Here is a 23,598-nt window from a genome sequence, read left to right as displayed (position 1 = left end):
AGCATGTCGCTCAGGAGCTCAACGGTCGGCCACGCAAAACGCTCGGCTGGGATACCCCAGCCGAGCGTCTGCGTGATCTAATCACCACCAACTAACAGCGGTGTTGCGTCGACCCCTTGAAACCGCCAATTCCGGACGGGCCCTTTCGTCGATGGACTAGCGCAACCGGCGGCGACGCACCGCATCGCGCGCGACGATGAACACCAGCAGAGCCGCCGAACCGATGAGGTACAGGCTCTCGACATGGCCTTCGTGATTGCCGATCAGCATCAGCAGCAGGAACGCCGCCACGATCAAAGCCATCACGCGGAAGAACTTGGGGGCTTCCCCGCTCCAACCCCACTCGGCGGACGGCACTTCCGCCGCCACATCACCACGAGTGGACTGCAACTCGGTACCGGCCACGGTTTCCTCCTGCTCACCAGATGCTGCTGTTGCTGCTTATCGTGACATACGACCCCGCGTCGTACGAAGCGGGGCATGCGTGTGGCGCCTGTCGCGAGGTGGAGACCGGGCGGTTCAGGAACCGTTCAGGTGCGTGGGGAACAATGCTCGCGTGGCCGACACTCGATCTTCTTCCCGCACCCGGGTGCTCCTGCTGGGCAGTACCGGTTCCATCGGTACCCAGGCACTCGACGTGATCGCCGCCAACCCCGACGACTTCGAAGTCGTCGGTCTCGCCGCGGGCGGAGGCAAGACGGACCTGCTCGCCGAGCAGATCCGCGCAACGGGTGTCCGCGAGGTCGCCGTGGCCGACCCCGCCGCCGCCGCACGTCTCGACCTGCCGGTCCGGAGCGGCCGGACCGCTGTCACCGAGCTCGTGCGCGAGGTCGAGGCCGACGTCGTGCTCAACGCCCTCGTCGGCTCCCTCGGCCTCGAACCGACGCTCGCGGCGCTCGGTACCGGTGCACGACTCGCGTTGGCGAACAAGGAGTCGCTGGTCGCGGGCGGCTCGCTCGTCACGAAGGCGGCGGCGCCCGGCCAGATCGTGCCGGTCGACTCGGAGCACTCCGCGCTTGCGCAGTGCCTCCGCGGCGGCACCGGCGACGAGGTGGCGCGTCTCGTGCTCACCGCCTCGGGCGGTCCGTTCCGCGGCTGGACCGCCGACCGCCTCGAATCGGTGACGCCCGAACAGGCCGGCGCCCACCCCACCTGGTCGATGGGACCGATGAACACCCTCAACTCGGCGACCCTCGTCAACAAGGGACTCGAACTCATCGAGACCCACCTGCTCTTCGGCGTGGACTACGACCGGATCGACGTGACGGTGCACCCGCAGTCGATCGTGCACTCGATGGTCACCTTCGTCGACGGGTCGACTCTGGCCCAGGCGTCGCCGCCGTCGATGAAGCTGCCGATCGCGCTGGCCCTCGGCTGGCCGCACCGCGTTCCGCACGCCGCCCCGGCACTCGACTTCTCGACCGCGTCCACCTGGGAGTTCGAACCCCTCGACGACGACGTCTTCCCGGCCGTGCGGCTCGCGCGCCAGGCGGGCGTGGGCGGCGGATGCCTCACCGCCGTCTACAACGCGGCCAACGAGGTCGCCGCCGAGGCATTCCTCGCGGGGACGCTGTCGTTCCCGCGGATCGTGCAGACCGTCGAGGCCGTGCTGAACGACGCACACGAGTGGTCCGCCGAACCCAGTACCGTGGACGACGTGCTCGCCGCCGACGGCTGGGCCCGCGACCGGGCGCGCACACTCGTATAGGAGGATCGGCCACTCATGATGTTCGTACTGGGCGTGGTGCTGTTCGCCCTCGGCATCGCCATCTCCATCGCCCTGCACGAGGCCGGCCACATGTGGACCGCGCAGAAGCTGGGCATGAAGGTCCGGCGCTACTACATCGGGTTCGGCCCCCGCGTGTTCGCCTTCCGCCGCGGTGAGACCGAATACGGTCTCAAGGCGGTTCCGGCCGGCGGGTTCTGCGACATCGCCGGCATGACGGCCCTGGACGAACTCGCGCCCGACGAGGTCGAGCGCGCGATGTACAAGCAGAAGACGTGGAAGCGCCTCGTCGTGATGTCGGGTGGCATCGCGATGAACTTCCTGCTCGGCATCGTGCTCATCTACGGCCTCGCCGCCAGTGCGGGGCTGCCCAACACCGACAACCGCGCGGTGGTCGGCACCGTCGGCTGTGCCGCGCCGACCCAGGACGGCCCGCCCGATTACACCCCGGCCGACTGTTCGGGTCCCGGTCCGGCCGAGCAGGCCGGCATCGAACCGGGCGACGTGATCGTCGCCGTGGACGGGCAGTCCGTCGAGACCTTCGGCGACCTCGTCCGGGCCACGCAGCCCCTGTCGGGCACCGTGCCGTTCACCGTCGAACGCGGCGAGGAGACCCTCACCGTGCCGGTCATGGTCCAGCAGGTCCAGCGCTGGGTCTACGAGAGCGAGTCGTCCGACGCCGAACCCGTCTCCCGCACCGTCGGTGCGATCGGTGTCGGGGGAGAGCCGGGAATCATCGAGTACACGCCGCTCTCGGCGATCCCCGCGACCTTCGACTTCACCGGTTACCTGGCGGTCCGCACAGTCGAGGCGCTCGTGAGCCTGCCGAGCAAGGTCGCCGACCTGTGGACGGCCGTCACCGGGGGAGAGCGCGCGGTCGACACCCCGGTCAGCGTCGTCGGCGCCAGCGTCATCGGCGGCCAGTTCGCCGAGCGCGGCATCTGGGAGTCGTTCGTGTTGTTGCTCGCACAGCTGAACTTCTTCCTCGGTGCGTTCAACCTCCTCCCGCTGCTGCCGCTCGACGGCGGGCACATGGCCGTCGCGATCTACGAGAAGGCCCGGAACTGGCTGCGCGGCCTGCGCGGACTGCCGGTCGGCCCGCCCGTGGACTACATGAAACTGCTGCCGCTGACCTATGTGGCGGTGGTCATCGGGGGCGCCTACATGGTGCTCACCCTCACAGCAGACATCGTCAACCCCATCAAGCTGTTCTGATCTGCGCCGGTAGACTTGCCGAGTAGCGACGAAAGAAGGCGAACTGTGACCAGCCCCGTCGGATTGGGCATGCCCGAAATTCCTGCGGTCCTCGCACCCCGACGCAAGACCCGCCAGCTCATGGTCGGAAATGTCGGCGTCGGCAGCGATCATCCGGTGTCCGTGCAGTCGATGACCACCACGAAGACGCACGACGTGAACGCCACCCTCCAGCAGATCGCGGAGCTCACGGCGTCCGGCTGCGACATCGTGCGTGTGGCGTGCCCGCGTCAGGAGGACGCCGACGCGCTCCCGATCATCGCGAAGAAGAGCAAGATCCCGGTGATCGCCGACATCCACTTCCAGCCGCGGTACATCTTCGCCGCGATCGACGCCGGCTGCGCGGCCGTGCGCGTCAATCCCGGCAACATCAAGGAATTCGACGGTCGCGTCAAGGAGGTCGCCAAGGCGGCCGGCGATGCCGGGATCCCCATCCGTATCGGCGTCAACGCCGGTTCCCTCGACCCCCGGTTGCTCGCCAAGTACGGCAAGGCCACGCCGGAGGCGCTCGTCGAATCCGCCCTGTGGGAGGCGAGCCTGTTCGAGGAACACGGCTTCGGCGACATCAAGATCTCCGTCAAGCACAACGACCCCGTCGTGATGGTCGAGGCCTACCGGCAGCTCGCCGCGCAGTGCGACTACCCGCTGCATCTCGGCGTGACCGAGGCCGGCCCCGCCTTCCAGGGCACCATCAAGTCGGCCGTCGCCTTCGGCGCGCTGCTCAGCGAGGGCATCGGCGACACCATCCGCGTGTCGCTGTCGGCGCCGCCCGCCGAGGAGATCAAGGTCGGCACGCAGATCCTGCAGTCGCTGAACCTGCGTCCCCGCAAGCTCGAGATCGTCTCCTGCCCGTCCTGCGGGCGCGCCCAGGTGGACGTCTACTCCCTCGCCAACGAGGTCACCGCCGGACTCGAGGGCATGGAGGTGCCGCTGCGGGTCGCGGTGATGGGGTGCGTCGTCAACGGACCCGGTGAGGCTCGTGAGGCGGACCTCGGTGTGGCCTCCGGAAACGGCAAGGGCCAGATCTTCGTCAAGGGCAAGGTCATCAAGACCGTGCCCGAGGCGCAGATCGTCGAGACCCTCATCGAGGAAGCGATGCGCATCGCCGACGAGATGGAAGGCAACGCCTCGGGCGGCGGCCCCGTGGTGTCGGTCGGCTGATACGGGTGGGGCGCACGGGACGGCGTTCTCTCACTTTCGAGGACTCAGGTTTCCACGCCGCCGTCCGGCATGGCACTCTGATCTCGTATCGGCTTGTCGACGGGTGGTGAGCGAGTGCTCAAGCTTCTGGGTGTCCGGTCGTTGGGTGGACGTGACACCGCTGCGGTGCTCCGGGTGCTCTCCCGCGACCCCGTGGCCGCGTGCATGGTGGCCGGCCGCGTCGAGGAGTACGGACTCGACGGGCGTGCCGTCGGCGGTGAGATGTGGAGCCGCGGCGGCCCCGAGACCTCGCTGTGCTTCTCCGGCGCGAACCTCATTCCGCTGCTGGGCAGTCCGGACGACATCCAGGCGTTCGCCGAGCGCGCGAGTCGCGGGCCGCGACTGTGTTCGTCCATCGTCGGTCGCGCCGAGTACGCGCTGCCGATGTGGGAGCGGCTCGAATCGGCGTGGGGCGCTCCCCGCGAGGTGAGGGCCGAACAACCCCTCCTCGTTCTCGACCGCGAGCCGCTCGTCGAACCCGACCCGCAGGTCCGTCCCGTGCGGCCCGACGAACTCGATGTCTATCTGCCGGCCGCGATCTCGATGTTCATCGAGGAGGTCGGTATCGACCCGCGCACCGGCGACGGCGGTGCGGGTTACCGGCGCCGCGTCGCGAGCCTCATCGCGGCGGGGCGCGCCTGGGCGCGATTCGAGGACGGACAGGTGGTGTTCAAGGCGGAGGTGGGCTCCCAGTCGTCCACGGTGGGCCAGATCCAGGGCGTCTGGGTCGATCCCGCGCATCGAGGCTCGGGCCTCGGCACGATCGGCACCGCCGCCGTGGCCTGCGCGGTCGCTCGCAGCGGTCGCCTGCCCAGCCTCTACGTCAACAGTTTCAACGCCCCGGCCCGCGGAGCCTACGCCCGCGCGGGTTTCCGCCAGGTCGCGACGTTCTCCACGGTGCTGCTCGACTGATTTCCCGTCGGCTCTGCCTACGATGACGGGCGATGAGACCTCGAAGTTCCACCCCGGCATCCCCGTACGCACGCGCACTCCGGATCGGCGCTGTGCTGTCGGCGGCCGTCGTGCTCCTCGGCCTGGCCGTCGCGTGCACGCCGCGCCCGGCCGGGCCGGAGGCCGCCGCCCAGGCGTTTCTCGACTCGTTCGCCGCTCAGGACGTCGCGTCGGCGGCGGACCGCACCGACCGCCCCGACGACGCGGCCGTCGCGATGCAGGAAGTCCTGGACGGGCTTCAGGCCGAATCCCTCACCGCGACCACGACATCCACCCGGATCAGCGGCGACTCCGCGACCGTGGGCTACAACTACGAGTGGCACCTGCCGAAGGAACGGGTGTGGCAGTACACCGGTGAGCTCAACATGGGGCGCAGCGGGAACGACTGGATCGTGCGGTGGGCGAAATCCGCGCTGCACCCGCAGCTCGGCGAACGGCAGACCATGCAGCTCCGCAGCAGCCCGGCGCCGCGCGCCCGGGTCAACGAGCACGCGGGCAGCGACATCCTCGTCCCCGGCACGGTCTACGGCATCGCCTTCGACGCCTCGCAGACCACCGACGTCGCCGGTGCGGCACGACAGCTCGCGTCGACGTTGTCGGAGTTCGATTCCTCGCTCACGGCGCAGGCGATCGCGGAATCGGTGACGGCCTCGTCCGGGCCGCGGTCGGTGATGCGACTGCGCGAGGACGACTACGAGCGCGTCGCCCCACGTCTCGCCGGGATCGACGGTGTCGTGGTGACCGAGCAGGCCGACCTCGTCGCGACCGACCGCAACTTCGCGCCTGATCTCGTGGGCCAGATCAAGAAGACCGTCATCGACGAGGTCGACGGCACGGCCGGGTGGAGCGTCGTCGTGGTGAACCAGTACGGCGTGGACACCGGGGTGCTCACCGAGACGCCGCCGCAGCCGGTGCCGTCGTTCTCGGTCAGCCTCGACCGTCCCCTCCAGCTCGCGGCTCAGGCGGCCGTCGATGCCCGCACCGAGCAGGCGATGACGGTCGTGATCGAGGCGTCCACGGGTGCGGTGCTGGCGGTGGCCCAGAACAAGGCCGCCGACAGGGACGGGCCGGTCGCGCTGGCCGGCCAGTACCCCCCGGGCTCGACGTTCAAGATCGTCACCTCGGGTGCGGCGATCGCCGAGGGTCGCGCGACCCCGAACACGATGGTGCCGTGCCCCGGTCGCATCACGATCGGCGAGCGGAGCGTGCCGAACTACAACGAGTTCGAGCTCGGGACGGTCTCTCTCGCCACCGCTTTCGCCCGATCCTGCAACACCTCCTTCGCCAAGCTCGCCTCCGAGATGGCCCCGGACGCGCTGACCGTCGCCGCCTCGCAGTTCGGTATCGGTGTGGACTACGAGGTGGTCGGGATGCCGACCTTCACCGGATCGGTTCCGCCCGCGGAGGATCTCGTCGAACGGACCGAGGACGGTTTCGGTCAGGGCAAGGTGGTCGTGAGCCCGTTCGGGATGGCGCTCACCGCGGCGACGGTCGCCGCCGGCCGTACTCCGGTGCCCTATCTCATCGCGGGTCGCGAGACGGTTGTGAACGGTTCGCCGCCGCCGGTGACGCCGGAGATGGTGGAGGGTCTGCGCGAGATGATGCGCTTGGTGATCACGAGCGGTACCGCCGACCGTATCCGGGACCAGGGCGACGTCTACGGCAAGACCGGCGAGGCCGAGGTCGAGGGCGGGTCGCACTCGTGGTTCGTCGGCTACCGCGGCGATCTGGCGTTCGCGACGCTCGTCGTGCGCGGCGGCAGCTCCGACAACGCGGTCGCGGTCACCCGCGACATGTTCGCCGCCCTGCCGCCGGAGTACGACGAGGGAGCCTGAGCTCAGGCCAGGGCCGGATCCTCGGCGAGGGCGGCGAGCTGTTCGAGCAACGGTGCCGCCGCGACGAGTTCGGCGGCATCGACCGGATCCATCGCTGCGAGCACCTCCTGCATCCGTGAGATCCACATACGCCGAATGAGATTCCCGTTGTGCTCCGCCAGGGGAGTGCGGTGCAGATGGTGCGACCGCCCGTCGTTCGGGTTGGTCGTGCGGGAGACGAGGCCGCGGGCGACGAGGCTGCGCACCGTGGCACTGACGTTGCTGCTCTGCAGTCCGAGCATGCGCGCGAGATCGGACACGGTGATGCCGGGATGGTCGGAGAGCACCCGCAGGACCTCGATCTCGGACTGGGGGATCCCGACCAGGCCCGATTCGCGTTCGCCGACGCGCTGCAACTTCCACACGAGCGTGCGCACGCTGTCGGCCAGCCGGTCGACGTCGGCGTCGCTGATCCTCGGGTCGTCGGGCATGCCTCGATCGTAGGCTAGAATCTATATATAAATTTATATATGAATTCGAACTTATCGATCGAGGTGTGATGAACCGACCCTCCGAGGCCGCAACCGGAGTGAAGACCGACGAGCACGGATCCGGCGGCCGTTCGCTGTCCGGCATGTCCGTGGCGTCGCTCGGTCTGCTGGCCGCCCTGGCCCCGCTCGCCGTGGACATGTACCTGCCCGGCTTCCCCGACATCGCCGAGGAATTCGGCAGTACCGCGTCCGCGGTGCAGTTCACGCTGACGGCCTTCCTCATCGGCATGGCCCTCGGCAACCTGATCATCGGACCGTTGTCCGACCGGTTCGGTCGCCGCTCGTCCATGCTCATCGGCACGGCCGTGTGCGCCCTCGCGAGCGTCGCGTGCGCCCTGGCGCCCACCGTGGAACTGCTCGCGGTCTCCCGCTTCGTCCAAGGCTTCGCCGGCGCCGCCGGCATCGTCGTGGGTCGAGCCGTCGTCTCCGACCGTGCCGAGGGCATGGCCGCGGCGAGGCTGTTCGGCCTGCTCGTGCTCGTCAGCGCAGTGGCGCCCATCGCGGCGCCGCTCGTCGGCGGCGGCATCATCCTGTCCGTCGGCTGGCGCGCCGTCTTCTGGTTCCTGGCCGCGCTGAGCCTCGTGATGCTCGCGGCGATCGTCTTCTTCCTGCCCGAGAGCCTCCCGGCCGACCGTCGCTCGGCAGGTGGCCTCGGCGGCCTGGCGAGCGGGATCGCCGTCGTCGTCCGCGACCGCACCTATCTCGGCTACCTGCTGGCCCACACCTTCGCGTTCGGTGTGCTCTTCGCGTACATCTCCGCGTCGCCGTTCGTCATGCAGAAGATCCACGGCCTGTCGACGGGCTGGTTCACCCTGCTGTTCGCGTTCAACGCCGTGGGCATCAGCCTCGGCAATGTGGTGAACCAGAAGCTGCTCCAGCGCACGACCCCGCACCGGCTGCTCGGCATCGGGTCGGCGCTGCTCGTCTTCTGGTCCGCCGTGCTCACCGTCAACGCCCTCGCGGGACCCGTCCTCGGTGTGACCATGGTGGCGTTGTGGTTCGGCGTCGCGAGCCTCGGGCTGGTGCTCGCCAACGCCGCGACCCTCGCTCTCGGTCAGGTCCGGCACGCTGCCGGCACCGGCTCGGCGCTCCTCGGCGCCCTCCAGTTCCTGCTGGCGGCCGTAGTCGCTCCGATCGTCGGCGCCTGGGGTGAGGACACCGCGGTCCCCATGTCCCTCGCCATGCTCGTCACCGCCGTCCTCGGCCTCGGCTCGATGGCGTTGGTCCGCAACCGCTGACGGACCCTCAGCTCTCCTCACGATCCGTCGTACTCGCGGGCCGGCCGTCGCGCCGGCCCGCGAGTCGCGTCACCAGCCACAGCACCACGCCGATCCCGAGCAGCACCCCGGCCGTCCGGTACTGGGTCGCGGGCCGGTCGACCCACGGTAGGACGAGGAACAGGCAACTGGTCGCCCCGAGCACCGGAAGGATCGTCGGCGCGCGGAAGTGCCGGTGCTCCACGTGGTCCCGGCGCAGGACCAGGGCCGCGACGTTGACGATCGCGAACACCCCCAGCAGGAGCAGCGCCGTCGTACCCCCGAGTTCGGGCACCCCGCCGACGAAGACGACGAGACCGACCGCGAGCAGCGTCGTGAACACGATCGCGACATAGGGCGTGCGGCGGGTCGGGTGCACCCGCCCCAGGACGGCGGGCAGGACGTCCTCGCGGGCGATGCCGTAGATCAGCCGGCTCGCCATCAGCATGTTGATCAGCGCGGTGTTGGCCACCGCGAACATCGTGACGAAGGCGAAGATCCCGACCGGGAACGCCGGGGCGCCGACCTCGACCACCCGCAGCAAGGGCGTCTCGCCCGCCCCGAGTTCGTCGGGCGGGACGAGCGCGATCGCGGTGATCGACACGAGCACGTACACCAGCGCAGCGAGACCCAGGCCGAGCAGCAGCATCCGGGGGAAGATCCGGGTGGGCTCCTTGCACTCCTCGGCCATGTTCACCGAGTCCTCGAATCCCACCATCGCGAAAAAAGCCAGGGCTGTCCCCGCGACCACCGCGGAGAAGACGGACCGGTCGCCGGGAGCGATCTCGACCACACGCGAGAAGTCGCCGCCGCCGAAACCCAACGCCCACATGCCGATCGCGACGATGATGAGCAGGCCGCCCAACTCGATCATCGTGAGCACCACATTGGTCTTCACGCTCTCGGCGACCCCGCGGAAGTTGATCACCGCCAGGACGAGGACGAAGACCAGCGCGATCACGGTGATCCCGGCCGTGCCGGCCAGGTCGAGTCCGAAGGCCTCGGCGAAGTTCGCGGCGAACGCCCGCGCAGCCGTGGCGGCAGAGGTGATGCCCGAGGACATCACGGCGAAGGCCACCAGGAAGGTCAGGAAGTGCACGCCGAACGCCTTGTGCGTGTAGAGCGCCGCTCCGGCCGCCCGCGGATACTTCGTGACCAGCTCCAGATAGCTGAACGCCGTCACCGTCGCGACGGCGAACGCGACGAGGAACGGCAGCCACACCACGCCACCGACCTCGTTCGCGACCTCCCCGGTGAGGGCGTAGATGCCGGTGCCCAGGATGTCGCCGATGACGAACAGCAGGAGCAGACCCGGCCCGAGAACGCGGACGAGCTGGGGTGAGTCGGTCGTCTCGGCCACCGCAGGCCCCCTTCCGCGCACCCTGTCCACCGCCGGCGGGGGACCGACCGGATTCAGGGCAGCAGACCCGATTTTCGCGCGGCGACGACGGCCTCGTGGCGGGAATGGACGTCGAGCTTGCTCATGGCGCTGCGCAGGTAGCTCTTGACCGTCTCGGCGCCGACCGACAGGCGCTGGGCGATCTCGGCGTTGCTGCACCCCAGCGCCACATGGGACAGCACGTCGGTCTCGCGGGGGGACAGTACGACGTCCGTCGGTTCCGGTTCCGTTCCGTCGAGCACCCCGGCGAGACGGTCGGACAACGAGCGGAGCTTCTCCTGCAGCGCCGGATCGGTCGTGCCCTGCGCGAGCACCCGCAGTTCGGCATGGACCTCGCGGACCTGCGCAGTCGCGACGGGATCGCGGTCGCCGGACGACCGCTCGAGCATCGCGAGTCGCCGATCGACCTCGTCGCGCACCTCGATCTCGTGCGCGAGACGAGCCGCCGCCTGCGCGAACGCCGTCACAGCCCGATCGCCGACGGGCGCGCACTCGCGCGCGGCGCCGTACAACACGGCGCGGGCCTTGCCCTCGACGAGTACCGGCACGGCGAGGATGGACCGCAATCCCTCGTACAGAACGGGACGGTCGAAGTGGTGCGTGATCGACGCGGAGCGACCGTAGTCCGACACCGTCACCACCCGCGACTCCGCGAGGACGCGACCGCCGAGACCCGCCCGCGGAGGCACCACGACCCCGGCCAGGCTGTTGGTGCGGGTGCCGAAGAATTCGCTGAGTCGCAGCGATCCCTGCTGGACCTCGCCGGCGAAGACCACCGGCAGCTGGGCCTGCGCCGCGGTGCGGCGGAGTTCACCGCGCAGGGCATCACCGTCGCGGGGACGCAGCAGCGCCGACGAGGAGGACGACACGAACGCCACCCCTTTCCGGGGGTATCGGGGAACATGGTGTGACTCGAATCATAGACGTCGAACGGGTGTGCTCCCCAGATCGGGAACACCCTGGCCGGTACGGACGAAAGGACCACAATGGGCGACACAGCGAGCCGCGTGCGGACACTGCTCGAGCGGTACGACACGGCAGACGCCTGCGCAGCCCGACTGCTGTGCGACGAGCATCCCGCCGACGCGGTGGCGTTCACCGTCGTCGATGCCGACCTGAGCTCGACGGATCTCACCTACGGTGAGCTCCGCGAACGGTCGGCCCGCTTCGCCGCGGCGCTGGCGGATCTCGGTGTCGAACCCGGCGACCACGTCGCGACGCTCATGGGCAAGTCGGCAGACCTGGTGGTCGCGGTTCTCGGTATCTGGCGTCGCGGCGCCGTGCACGTGCCGCTCTTCACCGCCTTCGCCCCGCCGGCGATCGCCTTCCGGCTCGACGCGAGCGGCACCAAGGTGGTCGTGGCCGATCGGGATCAGGCCGGCAAGCTCGCCGCCGGATCGGATCTTCCCGCCGAGGTGCCGTGGCAGGTCGTCGTGGCCGGCGAGGGCGACGCAGACGCGTCCGGTCGTGGGGGCCGCGACTTCGGCGAACTGATCGCCGCGCAGTCGGCCGACGACCCGCGTGGCGAGGCCGTCGCCGTCGGCGCCGAGGGGCGTCTGGTCCAGCTGTTCACCTCCGGCACGACCGGCACTCCCAAGGGTGTCCCCGTCCCGGTGAAGGCGCTGGCGTCCTTCCACGCCTACCTGGAGTTCGGCCTCGACGTGCGCGAGGACGACGTCTTCTGGAACGCGGCCGATCCGGGATGGGCGTACGGGCTCTACTACGCGCTGCTCGGGCCGCTCGCGGCCGGTCGGCGCAGCCTCCTGCTGCACGCCGGTTTCTCGCCCGCGCTCACCTGGCAGATCCTCGACACCTTCGGGGTGACCAACTTCGCGGCGGCCCCGACGGTCTACCGCAGCCTCAAGGCCGACACCGCCGAGCACCCGCCGGTCCGGCTGCGTCGTGCCTCCTCGGCCGGTGAGCCGCTGACCCCGGACGTCCTCGAGTGGTCGCAGGAGACCCTCGGTGTCGTGGTGCGCGACCAGTACGGACAGACCGAACACGGCATGTTCGTCGTCGACGCATGGGCGGACGAACTGCGCGAGGACACCCCGGCGCGTTCGATGGGCAAGCCGCTGCCGGGCTGGAGTTGCGCGGTGCTGCGCGAGGACAGCGACGAGATCGCCGAGCCGGGTGAGGTCGGGCGCGTCGCGATCGATGTGCACGCGAGCCCGCTCGTGTGGTTCACCGGCTACGTCGACGCCCCCGAGAAGACCGCCGACCGGTTCAGCGAGGACGGCCGCTGGTACCTGACCGGCGACGCCGGCAAGGTCGACGAGAACGGATTCTTCTTCTTCTCGTCCCGCGACGACGACGTGATCATCATGGCCGGTTACCGCATCGGCCCGTTCGACGTCGAGTCGGTGCTCGTGATGCACCCCGACGTGATCGAGGCCGCCGTGGTGGGGCTGCCGGACGAACTGCGGGGTGAGGTCCTCGAGGCGTTCGTGGTGCTGCGGGAGGGTGTCGAGGGCGACGACGCGCTCGAGGCGGAGCTCCAGAAGCTCGTGAAGCAGAAGTACGCCGCCCACGCCTACCCGCGCACGGTGCACTTCGTGCCGCACCTGCCCAAGACGCCGAGCGGCAAGGTCCAGCGCTTCAAGTTGCGCCAGGCGGGCGCCGTCGGCTGATTCGGTGCACGACCGCTCGATCGGTGGATGACGGGGGAGCGGGGCGCGGCAGCTAATCTGGAAGTCATGGCTACCCGCGCTCCGCTCGTCCCCGGCACTCCGACTCCCGTCCGGGAGGTGCCCGCGTCGATCGAACGGCCGGAGTACGTGTGGAAGCCCACGGCGAAGGAAGGCAACGAGCCGTGGGTGCAGACACCCGAGACGATCGAGAAGATGCGACTCGCGTCGAAGATCGCCGCGCAGGCCCTCGTAGAGGCCGGTAAGGCCGTCGCGCCCGGCGTGACCACCGACGAGATCGACCGCATCGCGCACGAGTACATGTGCGACCACGGCGCCTACCCGTCGACCCTCGGTTACCGCGGCTTCACCAAGTCGTGCTGCACCTCGCTCAACGAGGTCATCTGCCACGGCATCCCCGACTCGACCGTCGTCGAGGACGGCGACATCGTTAACATCGACGTCACCGCCTACATCGACGGCGTCCACGGCGACACCAACGCGACCTTCCTGGCCGGCGACGTCTCCGAGGACGTCCGTCTGCTCGTCGATCGCACCCGCGAGGCGACGATGCGCGGCATCAAGGCGGTCAAGCCGGGCCGCGCCCTCAACGTCATCGGCCGGGTCATCGAGTCCTACGCCAACCGCTTCGGCTACGGCGTCGTCCGCGACTTCACCGGCCACGGCATCGGCGAGACCTTCCACAACGGCCTGGTGATCCTGCACTACGACCGGCCCGACATCGACACGATCATCGAGCCCGGCATGGTGTTCACCATCGAACCGATGATCAACCTCGGTACGCCCGACTACGAGATCTGGGACGACGGCTGGACGGTCGTCACCAAGGACCGCAAGTGGACCGCGCAGTTCGAGCACACCATCGTCGTCACCGATACCGGCGCCGAGATCCTCACCCTGCCGTGACCTCTGCTCGCTGAGCGAGCACGGAGTTCGGCCCCGACCCGGAAGGGGTCGGGGCCGAACCTGTTCCGGAAGGCGGCCGGCCTAGGGTGCCGCGTTGCGGACGACCTGCCAGGTCGCACCCACGCACACCGCGGCGACCAGCAGGGGAAGGACCACCAGGGTCGTCGTCGGCGACGTGTCGACGATCCACGACCACAGCGACGACCACGACCGGGTCCACGTGACGAGGATCGCGGCGAGACCGCCGATCACGACGACGGACGCGGCAGCCGTGAGCAGACCCGTTGCACGCCAACGGTGCTGGATCGCGCCGGTGAGCATCGACAACGCGACGATCAGGAGCATCGTGGCGAAGAAGCCAAGGAACTGCACCACGGAACTGTCGGTGACGAAACGCAGGATCCCGAACATCCGCATGTCCACACCCCAGCCCCCGGTCGCGGCCTCGAGCACCGAGAGGAGCTGGAAGGCGATCGCGAACACCGCCGACTGGGCCACCGCGATCGCGACCATCGACTGCATGTAGTGCGATCGCGTGGAACCGAGACGCAGTGCGAACGAGAACATCTGGGTCATCGCCAGGAGGTAGAAGGCGACGACGAAGCCGTAGACCGACAGCATGCTGCCGGTGACGTTGTACTCCGCACCCGTGTCGACGAGGGAGAAGATCACCCACGGGATGAGGGCCGAGGTGATCAGCAGTCCGACGGGCCACGCGACGAACAGCGGCCACGAGACGAGTTGCAGGCGGGCGACGGACAGGACACGCGCCGACCCGGTGGTGACCGGGGCGGGCAACGGGATCGCGGTGGTCACAGCGATGCCTCCTCGTTCGTGGTGACGGTCTCGGGTGTCCGGTGGAGGTGGACCACGAGGTCCTGGAGCGAGATCGGTTGCACGTCCACACGTCCGGAGGCATGGGGGAGTTCGTCCGCGTCGTTGCGGAGGAAGGCCGTGCGGGCGACACCGCCGAGGCTCTCCGTGTGCAGGACGGTGCTGTCGCCGACGATCCGCGCCACCTCGTCCGCCGGGCCGGTCGCCTGTGCGGCGCGGGTGCGCAGCGTGTCGGTGTCCTCGTCGACGACGAGATGTCCGCGGTCGAGCACGAGGATGTGTTCGAGCAGGTCGGCGGCCTCGTCGATCAGATGGGTCGACAACACGATCGTGCGCGGCCGCTCCGCGTAGTCGAGCAGCAGTTCGTCGTAGAACATCTGCCGGGCCACGGCGTCGAGACCGAGATACGGTTCGTCGAAGACCGTCACCGGTGCGCGCGACGCGAGACCCACCACGATGCCCAGTGCGGAACTCATGCCGCGGGAGAGTTTCTTGACCTTGCGTCCGCAGGGCAGCGCGAACCTGTCGGCCAGCCGCTGTGCGTACTCCCGATCCCACAGCGGCAGAAGCAGTTCCGCCGAGGCGAGCACGTGCCCGACGCGCATGTCGTCGGGATAGCGCTGGGTGTCGGCGACGAAGCACAACTGCTGGAGCACCGCGGTGTTCTCGTACGGATCGGCGTCGAACACCTCGACGCTGCCGGTCGTGGGACGCATGTGGCCCGCGAGCAGCTGCATGAGGGTGGTCTTGCCGGCGCCGTTGCGGCCGAGCAGGCCGTAGATCGTGTTCCGGTGGAGTGTGAAGTCGGCGTCGGTGAGGGCGGCGACGTCCCCGAACCGCATGCCGAGGTGACGTGCGCGGACGACGGGCGGAGTGATGGTCATACGTACTCCCGTGTGTCGAGCATGGACTTGAGCTCGTCGATGCCGATTCCGAGTTTCTCGGCCTCGAGGACGAGCGGGACGACGTACTGCTGGGCGAACCGATCCCGTCGGCGGGCGATCAGTTTGTCGCGGGCACCGGTGGTGACGAACATGCCGATTCCTCGTTTCTTGTAGAGGATCCCGTCGGCGACCAGGGCGTTGAGGCCTTTCGCGGCCGTGGCCGGGTTGATGCGGTGGAAGGCTGCGAGCTCGTTCGTCGAGGGAACCTGCGATTCCTCCGCGAGGCTGCCGTCGACGATCGAGTTCTCGATGAGCTCGGCGATCTGTTGGAAGAGGGGCTTGCCCTCGTCGTTCAGCACGACGCCCCGGGGCCCGCAGGCGGGTGCATCGGTTCATTACTCATGTAATGAACCATAGGACCTCGTCGTCGATACGGCAAGAGACGGAGCATGGACTGCGGCCATGTAGCGTTTGCCCATGGAATCGAGGACGGTGACCACGCCCGGTGGGGACGTGCAGGTTCGGATCGGCGGCCCCGAAAGTCGTTACACGGTGCTGCTCTTCCCCGACGCGGGGGAGGACGCGGGTGTGTACGACGTCGTGTGCGAGCGGCTGCACACGTCCGACCTGCGGACGATCGTGGTCGAGAAGATCGACGGACTCGCGCCCGCCGACGTGTTCGCCCTACTGGACGCCCTCGCCCTGCCCTGGGTTCATCTGGCGGGCAGCGGCGCGGGAGCCGAACTGGCATGGGCCGTCGCCGCAGGGCGCTTCGGACGTTTCGCGAGCCTGGTGGTCGCCGACCGCGGCCATCCCGCGGTCGCGGATCGTGACGGCACGGTGCGCGACGCATCGGCGCCGCCCGCGGAGGTGCCCACCACGATCGTCGTGGGCGATGCGTCGCGTCGACCCGAATCGGACGCATCGATGCGCTACGTGACGGGAGAGTTCCGGGTGGTCGAACTCGCCGGTGTCGCCAACGTGCCCGCCGAGGCGCCCACCGACTTCGCGTCCGCGATCGCGCTGCGCACCGGAAGCTGGTGAGACGGGTGTGGCCTGCGGCCCGGGGAGGGCAGCAGGCCACACGGCGCTGATGGAAGTGCTCAGAGACCCCGAAGTTCGGAGACCCCGAAGTTCAGAGACCCCGAAGTTCAGAGACCCCGAAGTTCAGAGACCCAGGAGGGCGTTCTCGACGAGCTCGGGCAACGCGGGGTGGATCCAGTACTGGCCGGTCGCCATCTCCCGCGCGGGCAGACCGAACGACATCGCCTGGATGAGCGGCTGGATGACCGTCGACGCCTGCGCCCCGATGATGTGGGCGCCGAGCAGCAGACCCGTCGACCGGTCGGCGATCAGCTTGCAGAAGCCCTCGGTGTCCTCCATGGCCCAGCCGTAGGCGACATTCCCGTAGTCCTGGATCTTGACGGAGATGTCGTATCCCGCCTCCCGGGCCTCGGCCTCGGTGAGACCGACCGACGCGATCTGCGGATCGGTGAACACCGCGGAGGGGACGTAGCGGTGGTCCGTCCGCTGCAGACCCGTGGTGTCGTCGCTCCACGCGTCGTGCAGCAGGTTGTGCTGGACGACCCGCGCCTCGTGGTTGGCCACGTGCTTGAGCTGGTAGGGCGACGACACGTCGCCGAGGGCGAACACACCCGCAGCGGACGTGCGCTGGAACTCGTCGACCACGATCCGGCCCTTCGCATCGAGTTCGATGCCGGCCGCCGCGGCGTCGAGCAGGTCCCCGTTGGGCTGCCGACCCGTCGCGACGAGCAGGGCGTCGCCGCTCACGACGGTGCCGTCGGCGAGTTCGACCTCCACGCCGTCGCCGACCGGACGGAACGCCCGGGCCGGATCGGCGAGGTGGACGTCCCACTTGGCCGCGGCGAGTGCCGTGAACCGCTCGGAGACGTCGGCGTCGAGGTGCCGCAGCAGACGGTCGGTCCGCGCGATCACCGACACCCGCGTGCCGAGCGCCGAGAAGACGTGGGCGAACTCCATCGCGATGAAGCCCGTCCCGAGGATCACGAGGGACTCGGGCAGTTTCGGCAGCCGCATGACGTCGTCGCTCGTGTGATATCTCACACCGGAATCGAGTACCTCCTGCGGGATCGCGGGCCGCGAACCGGCCGCGACGACCACCTGATCCGCAGTGATCACCTCACCGGTTCCGGTGTCGATGCGGCGCTCGCCGACGAACCGCGCGTGACCGTCGTAGACGGTGACGTTCGCGCAGTCCTCGCGGCGGTAGCGCTCCCCGCCCGCAGCGATGGGATCGATGCGACCGAAGATCCGGTCGACGATGTCGTTCCACCGCACCCCGTCGATCGACGCGTCGACGCCGTACTTCGCCGCGGTGCGGACCGTGTGGGCGACCTCCGCGGCGTAGACGTACATCTTCGTGGGGATGCAGCCCACGTTGAGGCAGGTGCCCCCGAAGGTGCCTTCTTCGAGGAGAGCGACGCGCTTCCCGTCGTACCGCTCATCGAGGATCGAATTCCCCGATCCTGTGCCGATGATCGCGAGGTCGTAGTGGGTCACGCGTGCTCTCCCATGGGTCGGTGCAGTACGGAAACGGTGGCGGAGTCGTCGGCCTCGGTTCGGGAACCGGAGGTGTCCGCCTCGTCCGCTCCGTCCAACCATTCCAGCCACAGGTCCAATTCCCGGAAGGCCTCCGCCAGGGGACCGGGTGTGGACAGGAACACGTCGTGGCGGGCACCGTCGATCGGCACGATCGTCGTGCGGTTGCCGAGGCATCCCGCCCATCGGGCTATCTGGCGGACGTCGAGGACCGCGTCGACGGTGTCGACGCTCGCGTCGTACCGCGGAGCGGAGCGGGAGGCACCGGACCGCAGGATCAGCGACGGCACCCCAATGTCGAGCCCGCGGTGCAGGACGGCCTGGCCGCGCCGCACGGCACGCAACCAGCCGAACCGGATGGGGAAGCCGGTCAACGGCTTCCAATCGAGGTCGTAGCGCCAGCCGTCGCTCTGCAGGCTGCGGCCGTAGGCCTCGGTCTTCGGCAGCGGGATGAGCGCGCGGGGCCGGAGGCGGCCGACGACGTCGATGGCCGCCGTGCCGACATTGCGCAGGTAGGACGGTCCCTGCAGGTCGAACCACGGGCTGTTCAGGACGAGACCCACGATGCCCGCCGCGGCAACCCCACCGGACCGGCGACGGAGCCGGTCGAGCCACAACGGCAGGACGAGCCCGCCCGTCGAGTGGGCCGCGAGCAGCACACCGCCACCGACCTCCTCGCGCACCACGCGCAGCGCCTCGTCGAGCTCGGCGTCGTAGTGGGAGAGATCGGTGACGAAGTGAGGAGTGTGCCCGGGTGCCCGCGAGCGGCCGCACTTGCGCAGGTCCAGTGCGAAGAAGCGGTAGCCGCGCGCCGCGAAGTGCTCGGCGAGGTGCTGCTGGAAGAAGTAGTCGGTGAAGCCGTGGACGTAGAGCACCGCGCGATCGGGGAGATCGGTGGACGGCGGCTGGTAGCGCACCAGGGTCGCCGAGATCTCGCCTTCGCCGTCGGGGTCGGTGCCCAGCGGCAGTTCGAGCTGCTCGTAGCCGTCTCCGAGGACGTCAGGACGCCAAGTAGTCACTATCACACCCTAGGTGTGTTCGCCGACCACCGCTCATGGGTACACAATGAGGTGAAATGAAACGCCGGACCACGCGCGGGTAACCTGTCTGTCGCATTCGCGCGCCGCGTTGACGGGACACCCACGCGAGACGGTACCTCCGTACTTCGGCGGCGCGTGCGAACCAGACAAGGAAGTCGATTTCCCAGTGTCAGAGAACGTAGTAGCGAAGACCGACGTAGTGCTCGTGGGCGCGGGCATCATGAGCGCAACCCTCGGTGCGTTGTTGCGTCAGGTGCAGCCCGACTGGTCGATCACCGCGTTCGAGCGCCTCGACGCCGCGGCCGCCGAGAGCAGCGACCCCTGGAACAACGCCGGTACGGGCCACTCCGCGCTGTGTGAGCTCAACTACACCCCCGGGAAGCCGGACGGTTCGGTCGACATCGCGAAGGCCGTCAACGTCAATGAGCAGTTCCAGGTCTCGCGCCAGTTCTGGGCGTACGCCGTCGACAACGGCATCCTGTCCGACCCGAAGAACTTCATCAACCCGGTCCCGCACGTCAGCTTCGTGCACGGCGCCGAGAACGTGAAGTACCTGCGTGCCCGCTACGACGCCCTCGCCGGACATCCCCTCTTCGAGGGCATGGAGTACACCGAGAGCCCCGAGGTCTTCACCGAGCGCCTGCCGCTCATGGGTAAGGGCCGAGACTTCTCCGACCCGGTCGCCCTGAACTGGACGCAGACCGGCACCGACGTCGACTTCGGCGCCCTCACCAAGCAGCTCATCAACCACGTCGCGGCCTCCGGCGGCACCGTCTTCTTCGGCCACGAGGTCACCGACGTGTCCAAGCAGTCCGACGGCAGCTGGATCGTGAAGGTCCGCAACCGCCGCACCGGCGAGTCGCGCAAGGTCCAGGCCAAGTTCGTCTTCGTCGGCGCCGGCGGTGGCGCGCTGCACCTGCTGCAGAAGTCGGGCATCAAGGAGATCAAGGGCTTCGGTGGCTTCCCCGTCTCCGGTGCCTTCCTGCGCTGCACCAACCCCGAGGTCATCGCGCAGCACAGCGCCAAGGTCTACGGCAAGGCCGCGGTCGGTGCCCCTCCGATGTCGGTGCCGCATCTCGACACCCGCGTCATCGGCGGCAAGCAGGGTCTGCTCTTCGGTCCCTACGCCGGCTGGTCGCCCAAGTTCCTCAAGCAGGGCGGCATCATGGACCTGCCCAAGTCCGTCAAGCCCGGCAACCTGATGTCGATGCTCGGCGTCGGCGTCACCGAGCTCGGCCTGGTCAAGTACCTCGTCGGTGAACTCATGCAGTCGCCCGCCGACCGTATCGGCACCCTCGCCGAGTTCGTGCCCGAGGCGCGCCTCGAGGACTGGGAGCTCATCGTCGCCGGTCAGCGCGTGCAGGTCATCCGCCGCAAGGGCGCGGGCGGTGTCCTCGAGTTCGGTACCGCCGTGGTCAACGCGGGCGACGGTTCGATCGCCGGTCTGCTCGGTGCGTCGCCGGGTGCCTCGACGGCCGTTCCGGCCATGCTCGACGTCCTCGAGCGCTGCTTCCCGCAGCAGTGGGCGGGCTGGCAGTCCAAGCTCCGCGAGATGGTCCCGTCGCTCGGCCTGAAGCTGTCCGACAACCCCGACCTGTTCCGCCAGGTCTGGGACCACAGCACGAAGTCGCTGCAGCTCGACGTCGTCTCCGACACCGTGGCCGAGGCGCCCGCAGAGGCCGCCGCGGTCTGATCCGATCACTGCACCTGTGGCCCGGCGCGATGCCCGGGCCACAGGTGTCCTGAAGGTGGGTCCGATCGGATTCGCCTCGACACGAGAGATGGGGAGATGCCCGTGTCCGCTGCCGCTGAGGACGAGACCAGTTACCTGGTCGGACTCGATCTCCGTGGACGCCGCGTCGTGATCGTCGGAGGAGGCAGCGTCGCGCAGCGGCGTCTCGGTCTGCTCGTCGCGTCCGGTGCCGACGTCCACGTCGTCGCCCGGGCCGCGACCCCCGTGGTCGAGAGCATGGCGACGAAGGGCCGCATCTCCCTCGACCTGCGCGAATACCGCGACGGCGACCTCGACGGCGCGTGGTACGCCATGGCCTGCACCGACGAACCCGAGACCAACGCCGCGGTCGTCGCCGAAGCCGAACGCAACAGGATCTTCTGCGTCCGCGCCGACAACGCCCGTCACGGCAGCGCCGTCACCCCCGCCACGGCCCGCTACGAGGGCCTGACCGTCGGCGTCCTCGCCGGTGGCGACCACCGCCGGTCCGCCGCTGTGCGCACCTCGATCCGCGACGCTCTCGCCGGAGCGGCCGTCACCGAGTTCGCGGAGACCGCACCGAAGCCGGTCGGCGTCGCCCTCGTCGGCGGCGGACCGGGCGATCCCGATCTGATCACTGTGCGCGGTCGCCGCCTCCTCGCTCGCGCCGACGTGGTCGTCGCCGACCATCTCGCCCCGCAGGAGCTCCTCGCGGAACTCGACTCGCACGTCGAGGTGATCGACGCGGCGAAGCTCCCGTACGGACGGGCCATGGCCCAGCAGGTCATCAACGAGACCCTCATCGACCGCGCGAAGGCCGGCAAGTTCGTCGTCCGGCTCAAGGGCGGCGACCCGTACGTCTTCGGACGCGGCTACGAGGAACTCGAGGCCTGCACCGCCGCCGGCATCCCGGTGACCGTCGTCCCCGGTATCACCAGCGCGATCTCCGTGCCGTCCGCGGCCGGGATTCCCGTCACCCACCGCGGGGTCACCCACGAATTCGTCGTGGTGAGCGGCCACGTCGCGCCCGGACATCCCGACTCGCTCACCGACTGGGACGCGCTCGCCAAGCTGCGCGGCACCCTGGTCCTGCTCATGGCCGTCGAACGCATCGAGCAGTTCGCCGACGCCCTGATCGCCGGCGGACGTCCCACCGACACCCCCGTGGTCGTCGTGCAGGAGGGCACGCTGAGCAGTCAGCGTGTGGTGCGTGCCGACCTGTCGACCGTCGCTCAGCGTGTCCGGGACGAGGCGGTGCGCCCGCCCGCGATCGTCGTGATCGGGCCGGTGGCCGGATTCGGACTCGATCCGCGGAGCGGCTCCGACTCGGACGGTGGGTAACGTTGGATCACGTGTCAGCCACCTCGCATCCGTCGGCCACCCGCGCGGTCGCTCTGGCCATGCTGGTCCTCAGCGGCCTCCAGTTGATGGTCGTGCTCGACGGAACGGTCGCGAACCTCGCGCTCGCGCCGCTGCAGAGCGATCTGGGACTGTCGGATGCGGGTCGCAACTGGGTCCTCACCTCGTACGCTCTCGCTTTCGGCGGGTTGATGCTCCTCGGCGGTCGTCTCGGCGACAGCTACGGGCGCAAACGCATGTTCATGGGCGGGGTCGGCCTGTTCACCCTGGCATCCCTGCTGTGCGGTCTGGCGACCGGCGAGGCGATGCTCATCGGCGCCCGCGCCCTGCAGGGCGTCGGCGCCGCGGTCGCGTCCCCGACCGCCCTCGCGCTCGTCGCGACGACCTTCGCCGCAGGTCCGGCACGCAACCGCGCCATCGCGGTCTTCGCGGCCATGACCGGTGTCGGGTCCATCGCCGGACTGATCCTCGGTGGTGCGCTCACCCAGGTGTCGTGGCGCTGGATCTTCCTCATCAACGTCCCCATCGGCGTCCTCATCGTCGTGCTCGCCGCGATCGCGCTGCGTGAGACCGCCTCCGAACGGCTCGCGCTCGACGTGCCCGGCGCGATCCTCGCGACGCTCGGATGCACCGGCCTGGTCTTCGGTCTCACCGAGGGTCCCGAAGTCGGTTGGTCGAGCCCCTCGGTGATCGGCGCGATCGTCGTCGGCTTCGTGCTGCTCGGAGTGTTCCTGCTCGTCGAGCGGCGGGCCGAGAACCCGCTGCTGCCGTTCGTGCTGTTCCGCAACAAGGACCGCGTCGCGACCTTCGTGGCGATCTTCTTCGCGGGCGCCGTGATGTTCAGCCTCGCGGCCTTCGTCGCCCTGTTCGTGCAGGACATCCTCGGCTACAGCCCGCTCGCCGCGGGTCTGGCCTTCGTGCCGTTCGCCTTCGGCCTCGGCGGTGCCGCCGCAGTGTCGTCGAAGATGGTCGCGCGCATCGAACCGCGCTGGCTCGTGGTCACCGGCTCGGCGATCATGACCGTCAGCCTGCTCTACGGCTCGACCATGGACGGCAACGTCCGCTACTTCCCGACCCTGTTCGTGCTGGTGCTCGTCGTCGGGTTCGGGGTCGGTCTGGCCGTGGTCCCGCTGCCGCTGTGCGCGATCTCCGGGGTGGGACCGCACGAGATCGGACCGCTCTCGGCGATCGCGCAGGTCGCCCAGACTCTCGGAGGTCCGGTCGGCCTCGGTGTGATCGGGGCGATGGCCACCTCGCGGACGATGTCGCTCGGTGGTGTCTCCGGAACCGTCGCCGATATGACCGACGCCCAGCTCGTCGCCCAGGGCGAGGGATACATGTTCGCGCTCGTCGGATGCGCCGTCTGCGCGGTGATCGCCGGCGTCGCGGCGCTGTTCATCCGCTTCACGCCCGAAGAGGTCGCGCAGGCACAGGAGGCCGAGAAGGCCGCGCAGACCTCCTGACCGCTCGACCGCTGTGGCGGAT

Annotated in this window: 21 protein-coding genes; 12 read left to right on the top strand and 9 right to left on the bottom strand. The window is 69.2% G+C overall.

The window, feature by feature from the left end; all coding sequences use genetic code 11:
- Positions 1–156: 156 nt before the first annotated feature.
- Positions 157–405 carry a DUF2631 domain-containing protein gene (locus ACWPOC_RS14885; RefSeq protein WP_120282265.1) on the bottom strand — a complete coding sequence of 83 codons (249 nt, stop codon included), beginning with the start codon at positions 403–405 and terminating at the stop codon, positions 157–159.
- 133 nt (positions 406–538) lie between these two features.
- Here ACWPOC_RS14885 and dxr point away from each other — a divergent pair, with 133 nt between their 5' ends.
- The 5 genes from dxr (at position 539) to ACWPOC_RS14860 (ending at position 6,966) form a co-directional block, all read left to right on the top strand.
- Positions 539–1,708 (top strand): 1-deoxy-D-xylulose-5-phosphate reductoisomerase, encoded by a 1,170-nt coding sequence (gene dxr, locus ACWPOC_RS14880; RefSeq protein WP_455408902.1) that lies wholly within the window; start codon positions 539–541, stop codon positions 1,706–1,708.
- Positions 1,709–1,723: 15 nt separating this feature from the next.
- On the top strand, positions 1,724–2,941 hold the full coding sequence (locus tag ACWPOC_RS14875) for a M50 family metallopeptidase (RefSeq protein WP_455408901.1): 1,218 nt from the start codon (positions 1,724–1,726) through the stop codon (positions 2,939–2,941).
- A gap of 45 nt (positions 2,942–2,986) precedes the next feature.
- Positions 2,987–4,141: a flavodoxin-dependent (E)-4-hydroxy-3-methylbut-2-enyl-diphosphate synthase gene (gene ispG, locus ACWPOC_RS14870; protein ID WP_016691224.1), complete on the top strand. Its 1,155-nt coding sequence runs from the start codon at positions 2,987–2,989 to the stop codon at positions 4,139–4,141.
- 114 nt (positions 4,142–4,255) lie between these two features.
- Positions 4,256–5,092 carry a GNAT family N-acetyltransferase gene (locus tag ACWPOC_RS14865; RefSeq protein WP_120282268.1) on the top strand — a complete coding sequence of 279 codons (837 nt, stop codon included), beginning with the start codon at positions 4,256–4,258 and terminating at the stop codon, positions 5,090–5,092.
- A gap of 32 nt (positions 5,093–5,124) precedes the next feature.
- Positions 5,125–6,966 (top strand): penicillin-binding transpeptidase domain-containing protein, encoded by a 1,842-nt coding sequence (locus tag ACWPOC_RS14860; RefSeq protein ID WP_183070684.1) that lies wholly within the window; start codon positions 5,125–5,127, stop codon positions 6,964–6,966.
- Between the two features lie 2 nt (positions 6,967–6,968).
- Here the strand turns inward: ACWPOC_RS14860 and ACWPOC_RS14855 are convergent, their stop codons facing one another.
- Positions 6,969–7,436 carry a MarR family winged helix-turn-helix transcriptional regulator gene (locus ACWPOC_RS14855; RefSeq protein WP_120282269.1) on the bottom strand — a complete coding sequence of 156 codons (468 nt, stop codon included), beginning with the start codon at positions 7,434–7,436 and terminating at the stop codon, positions 6,969–6,971.
- Between the two features lie 68 nt (positions 7,437–7,504).
- Between ACWPOC_RS14855 and ACWPOC_RS14850 the strand changes: the two genes are divergently transcribed.
- Positions 7,505–8,734, top strand: coding sequence for a multidrug effflux MFS transporter (locus ACWPOC_RS14850; protein ID WP_120282270.1), 1,230 nt, complete (start codon positions 7,505–7,507; stop codon positions 8,732–8,734).
- 7 nt (positions 8,735–8,741) lie between these two features.
- On the opposite strand, the gene ACWPOC_RS14845 is transcribed toward ACWPOC_RS14850, so the two are convergent.
- Together ACWPOC_RS14845 and ACWPOC_RS14840 are read right to left on the bottom strand one after the other, a co-directional pair.
- Positions 8,742–10,112, bottom strand: coding sequence for an APC family permease (locus ACWPOC_RS14845; protein ID WP_120282271.1), 1,371 nt, complete (start codon positions 10,110–10,112; stop codon positions 8,742–8,744).
- Between the two features lie 53 nt (positions 10,113–10,165).
- The gene (locus tag ACWPOC_RS14840; protein WP_120282272.1) at positions 10,166–11,029 is read right to left on the bottom strand and encodes a LuxR C-terminal-related transcriptional regulator; all 864 of its coding nucleotides are present in this window, start codon (positions 11,027–11,029) and stop codon (positions 10,166–10,168) included.
- 108 nt (positions 11,030–11,137) lie between these two features.
- Between ACWPOC_RS14840 and ACWPOC_RS14835 the strand changes: the two genes are divergently transcribed.
- Positions 11,138–12,781, top strand: a complete 1,644-nt coding sequence (locus ACWPOC_RS14835) for an AMP-binding protein (RefSeq protein WP_120282273.1) — start codon at positions 11,138–11,140, stop codon at positions 12,779–12,781.
- A gap of 66 nt (positions 12,782–12,847) precedes the next feature.
- Positions 12,848–13,705 carry a type I methionyl aminopeptidase gene (map, locus tag ACWPOC_RS14830; RefSeq protein WP_120282274.1) on the top strand — a complete coding sequence of 286 codons (858 nt, stop codon included), beginning with the start codon at positions 12,848–12,850 and terminating at the stop codon, positions 13,703–13,705.
- Positions 13,706–13,786: 81 nt separating this feature from the next.
- Here map and ACWPOC_RS14825 read toward each other — a convergent pair whose 3' ends face one another.
- From ACWPOC_RS14825 to ACWPOC_RS14815, 3 genes are read right to left on the bottom strand one after another with little or no spacing between them, the layout of a single operon-like run.
- Complete coding sequence (locus tag ACWPOC_RS14825; protein ID WP_120282275.1) at positions 13,787–14,521, bottom strand: hypothetical protein; 735 nt, start codon at positions 14,519–14,521, stop codon at positions 13,787–13,789.
- Positions 14,518–15,423 (bottom strand): ABC transporter ATP-binding protein, encoded by a 906-nt coding sequence (locus ACWPOC_RS14820; RefSeq protein WP_120282276.1) that lies wholly within the window; start codon positions 15,421–15,423, stop codon positions 14,518–14,520. Before ACWPOC_RS14820 ends, ACWPOC_RS14825 begins: the two co-directional genes overlap by 4 nt.
- On the bottom strand, positions 15,420–15,779 hold the full coding sequence (locus ACWPOC_RS14815; RefSeq protein ID WP_120284173.1) for a GntR family transcriptional regulator: 360 nt from the start codon (positions 15,777–15,779) through the stop codon (positions 15,420–15,422). The genes ACWPOC_RS14820 and ACWPOC_RS14815 overlap by 4 nt, the downstream gene beginning before the upstream one ends.
- Positions 15,780–15,900: 121 nt before the next feature.
- On the opposite strand from ACWPOC_RS14815, the gene ACWPOC_RS14810 reads away from it, so the two are divergent.
- Positions 15,901–16,467: an alpha/beta hydrolase gene (locus tag ACWPOC_RS14810; RefSeq protein WP_183070685.1), complete on the top strand. Its 567-nt coding sequence runs from the start codon at positions 15,901–15,903 to the stop codon at positions 16,465–16,467.
- A 123-nt stretch (positions 16,468–16,590) separates the two neighbouring features.
- Here the strand turns inward: ACWPOC_RS14810 and mtr are convergent, their stop codons facing one another.
- The gene (mtr, locus tag ACWPOC_RS14805) at positions 16,591–17,964 is read right to left on the bottom strand and encodes a mycothione reductase (RefSeq protein ID WP_120282277.1); all 1,374 of its coding nucleotides are present in this window, start codon (positions 17,962–17,964) and stop codon (positions 16,591–16,593) included.
- Positions 17,961–19,022, bottom strand: coding sequence for an alpha/beta hydrolase (locus tag ACWPOC_RS14800; RefSeq protein WP_120282278.1), 1,062 nt, complete (start codon positions 19,020–19,022; stop codon positions 17,961–17,963). Before ACWPOC_RS14800 ends, mtr begins: the two co-directional genes overlap by 4 nt.
- 187 nt (positions 19,023–19,209) lie before the next feature.
- Between ACWPOC_RS14800 and mqo the strand changes: the two genes are divergently transcribed.
- The 3 genes from mqo (at position 19,210) to ACWPOC_RS14785 (ending at position 23,576) form a co-directional block, all read left to right on the top strand.
- Positions 19,210–20,736 (top strand): malate dehydrogenase (quinone), encoded by a 1,527-nt coding sequence (gene mqo, locus ACWPOC_RS14795; protein ID WP_081314386.1) that lies wholly within the window; start codon positions 19,210–19,212, stop codon positions 20,734–20,736.
- A gap of 96 nt (positions 20,737–20,832) precedes the next feature.
- Positions 20,833–22,095 (top strand): uroporphyrinogen-III C-methyltransferase, encoded by a 1,263-nt coding sequence (gene cobA, locus ACWPOC_RS14790; protein WP_455408900.1) that lies wholly within the window; start codon positions 20,833–20,835, stop codon positions 22,093–22,095.
- A gap of 59 nt (positions 22,096–22,154) precedes the next feature.
- Positions 22,155–23,576 (top strand): MFS transporter, encoded by a 1,422-nt coding sequence (locus tag ACWPOC_RS14785; protein WP_455408910.1) that lies wholly within the window; start codon positions 22,155–22,157, stop codon positions 23,574–23,576.
- Positions 23,577–23,598: the final 22 nt, after the last annotated feature.

It is taken from the genome of Rhodococcus sp. 5G237 (assembly GCF_053764735.1).
Note: the sequence above shows the minus strand (reverse complement) of the source record. Positions and strands in the feature narration are given on the sequence as shown.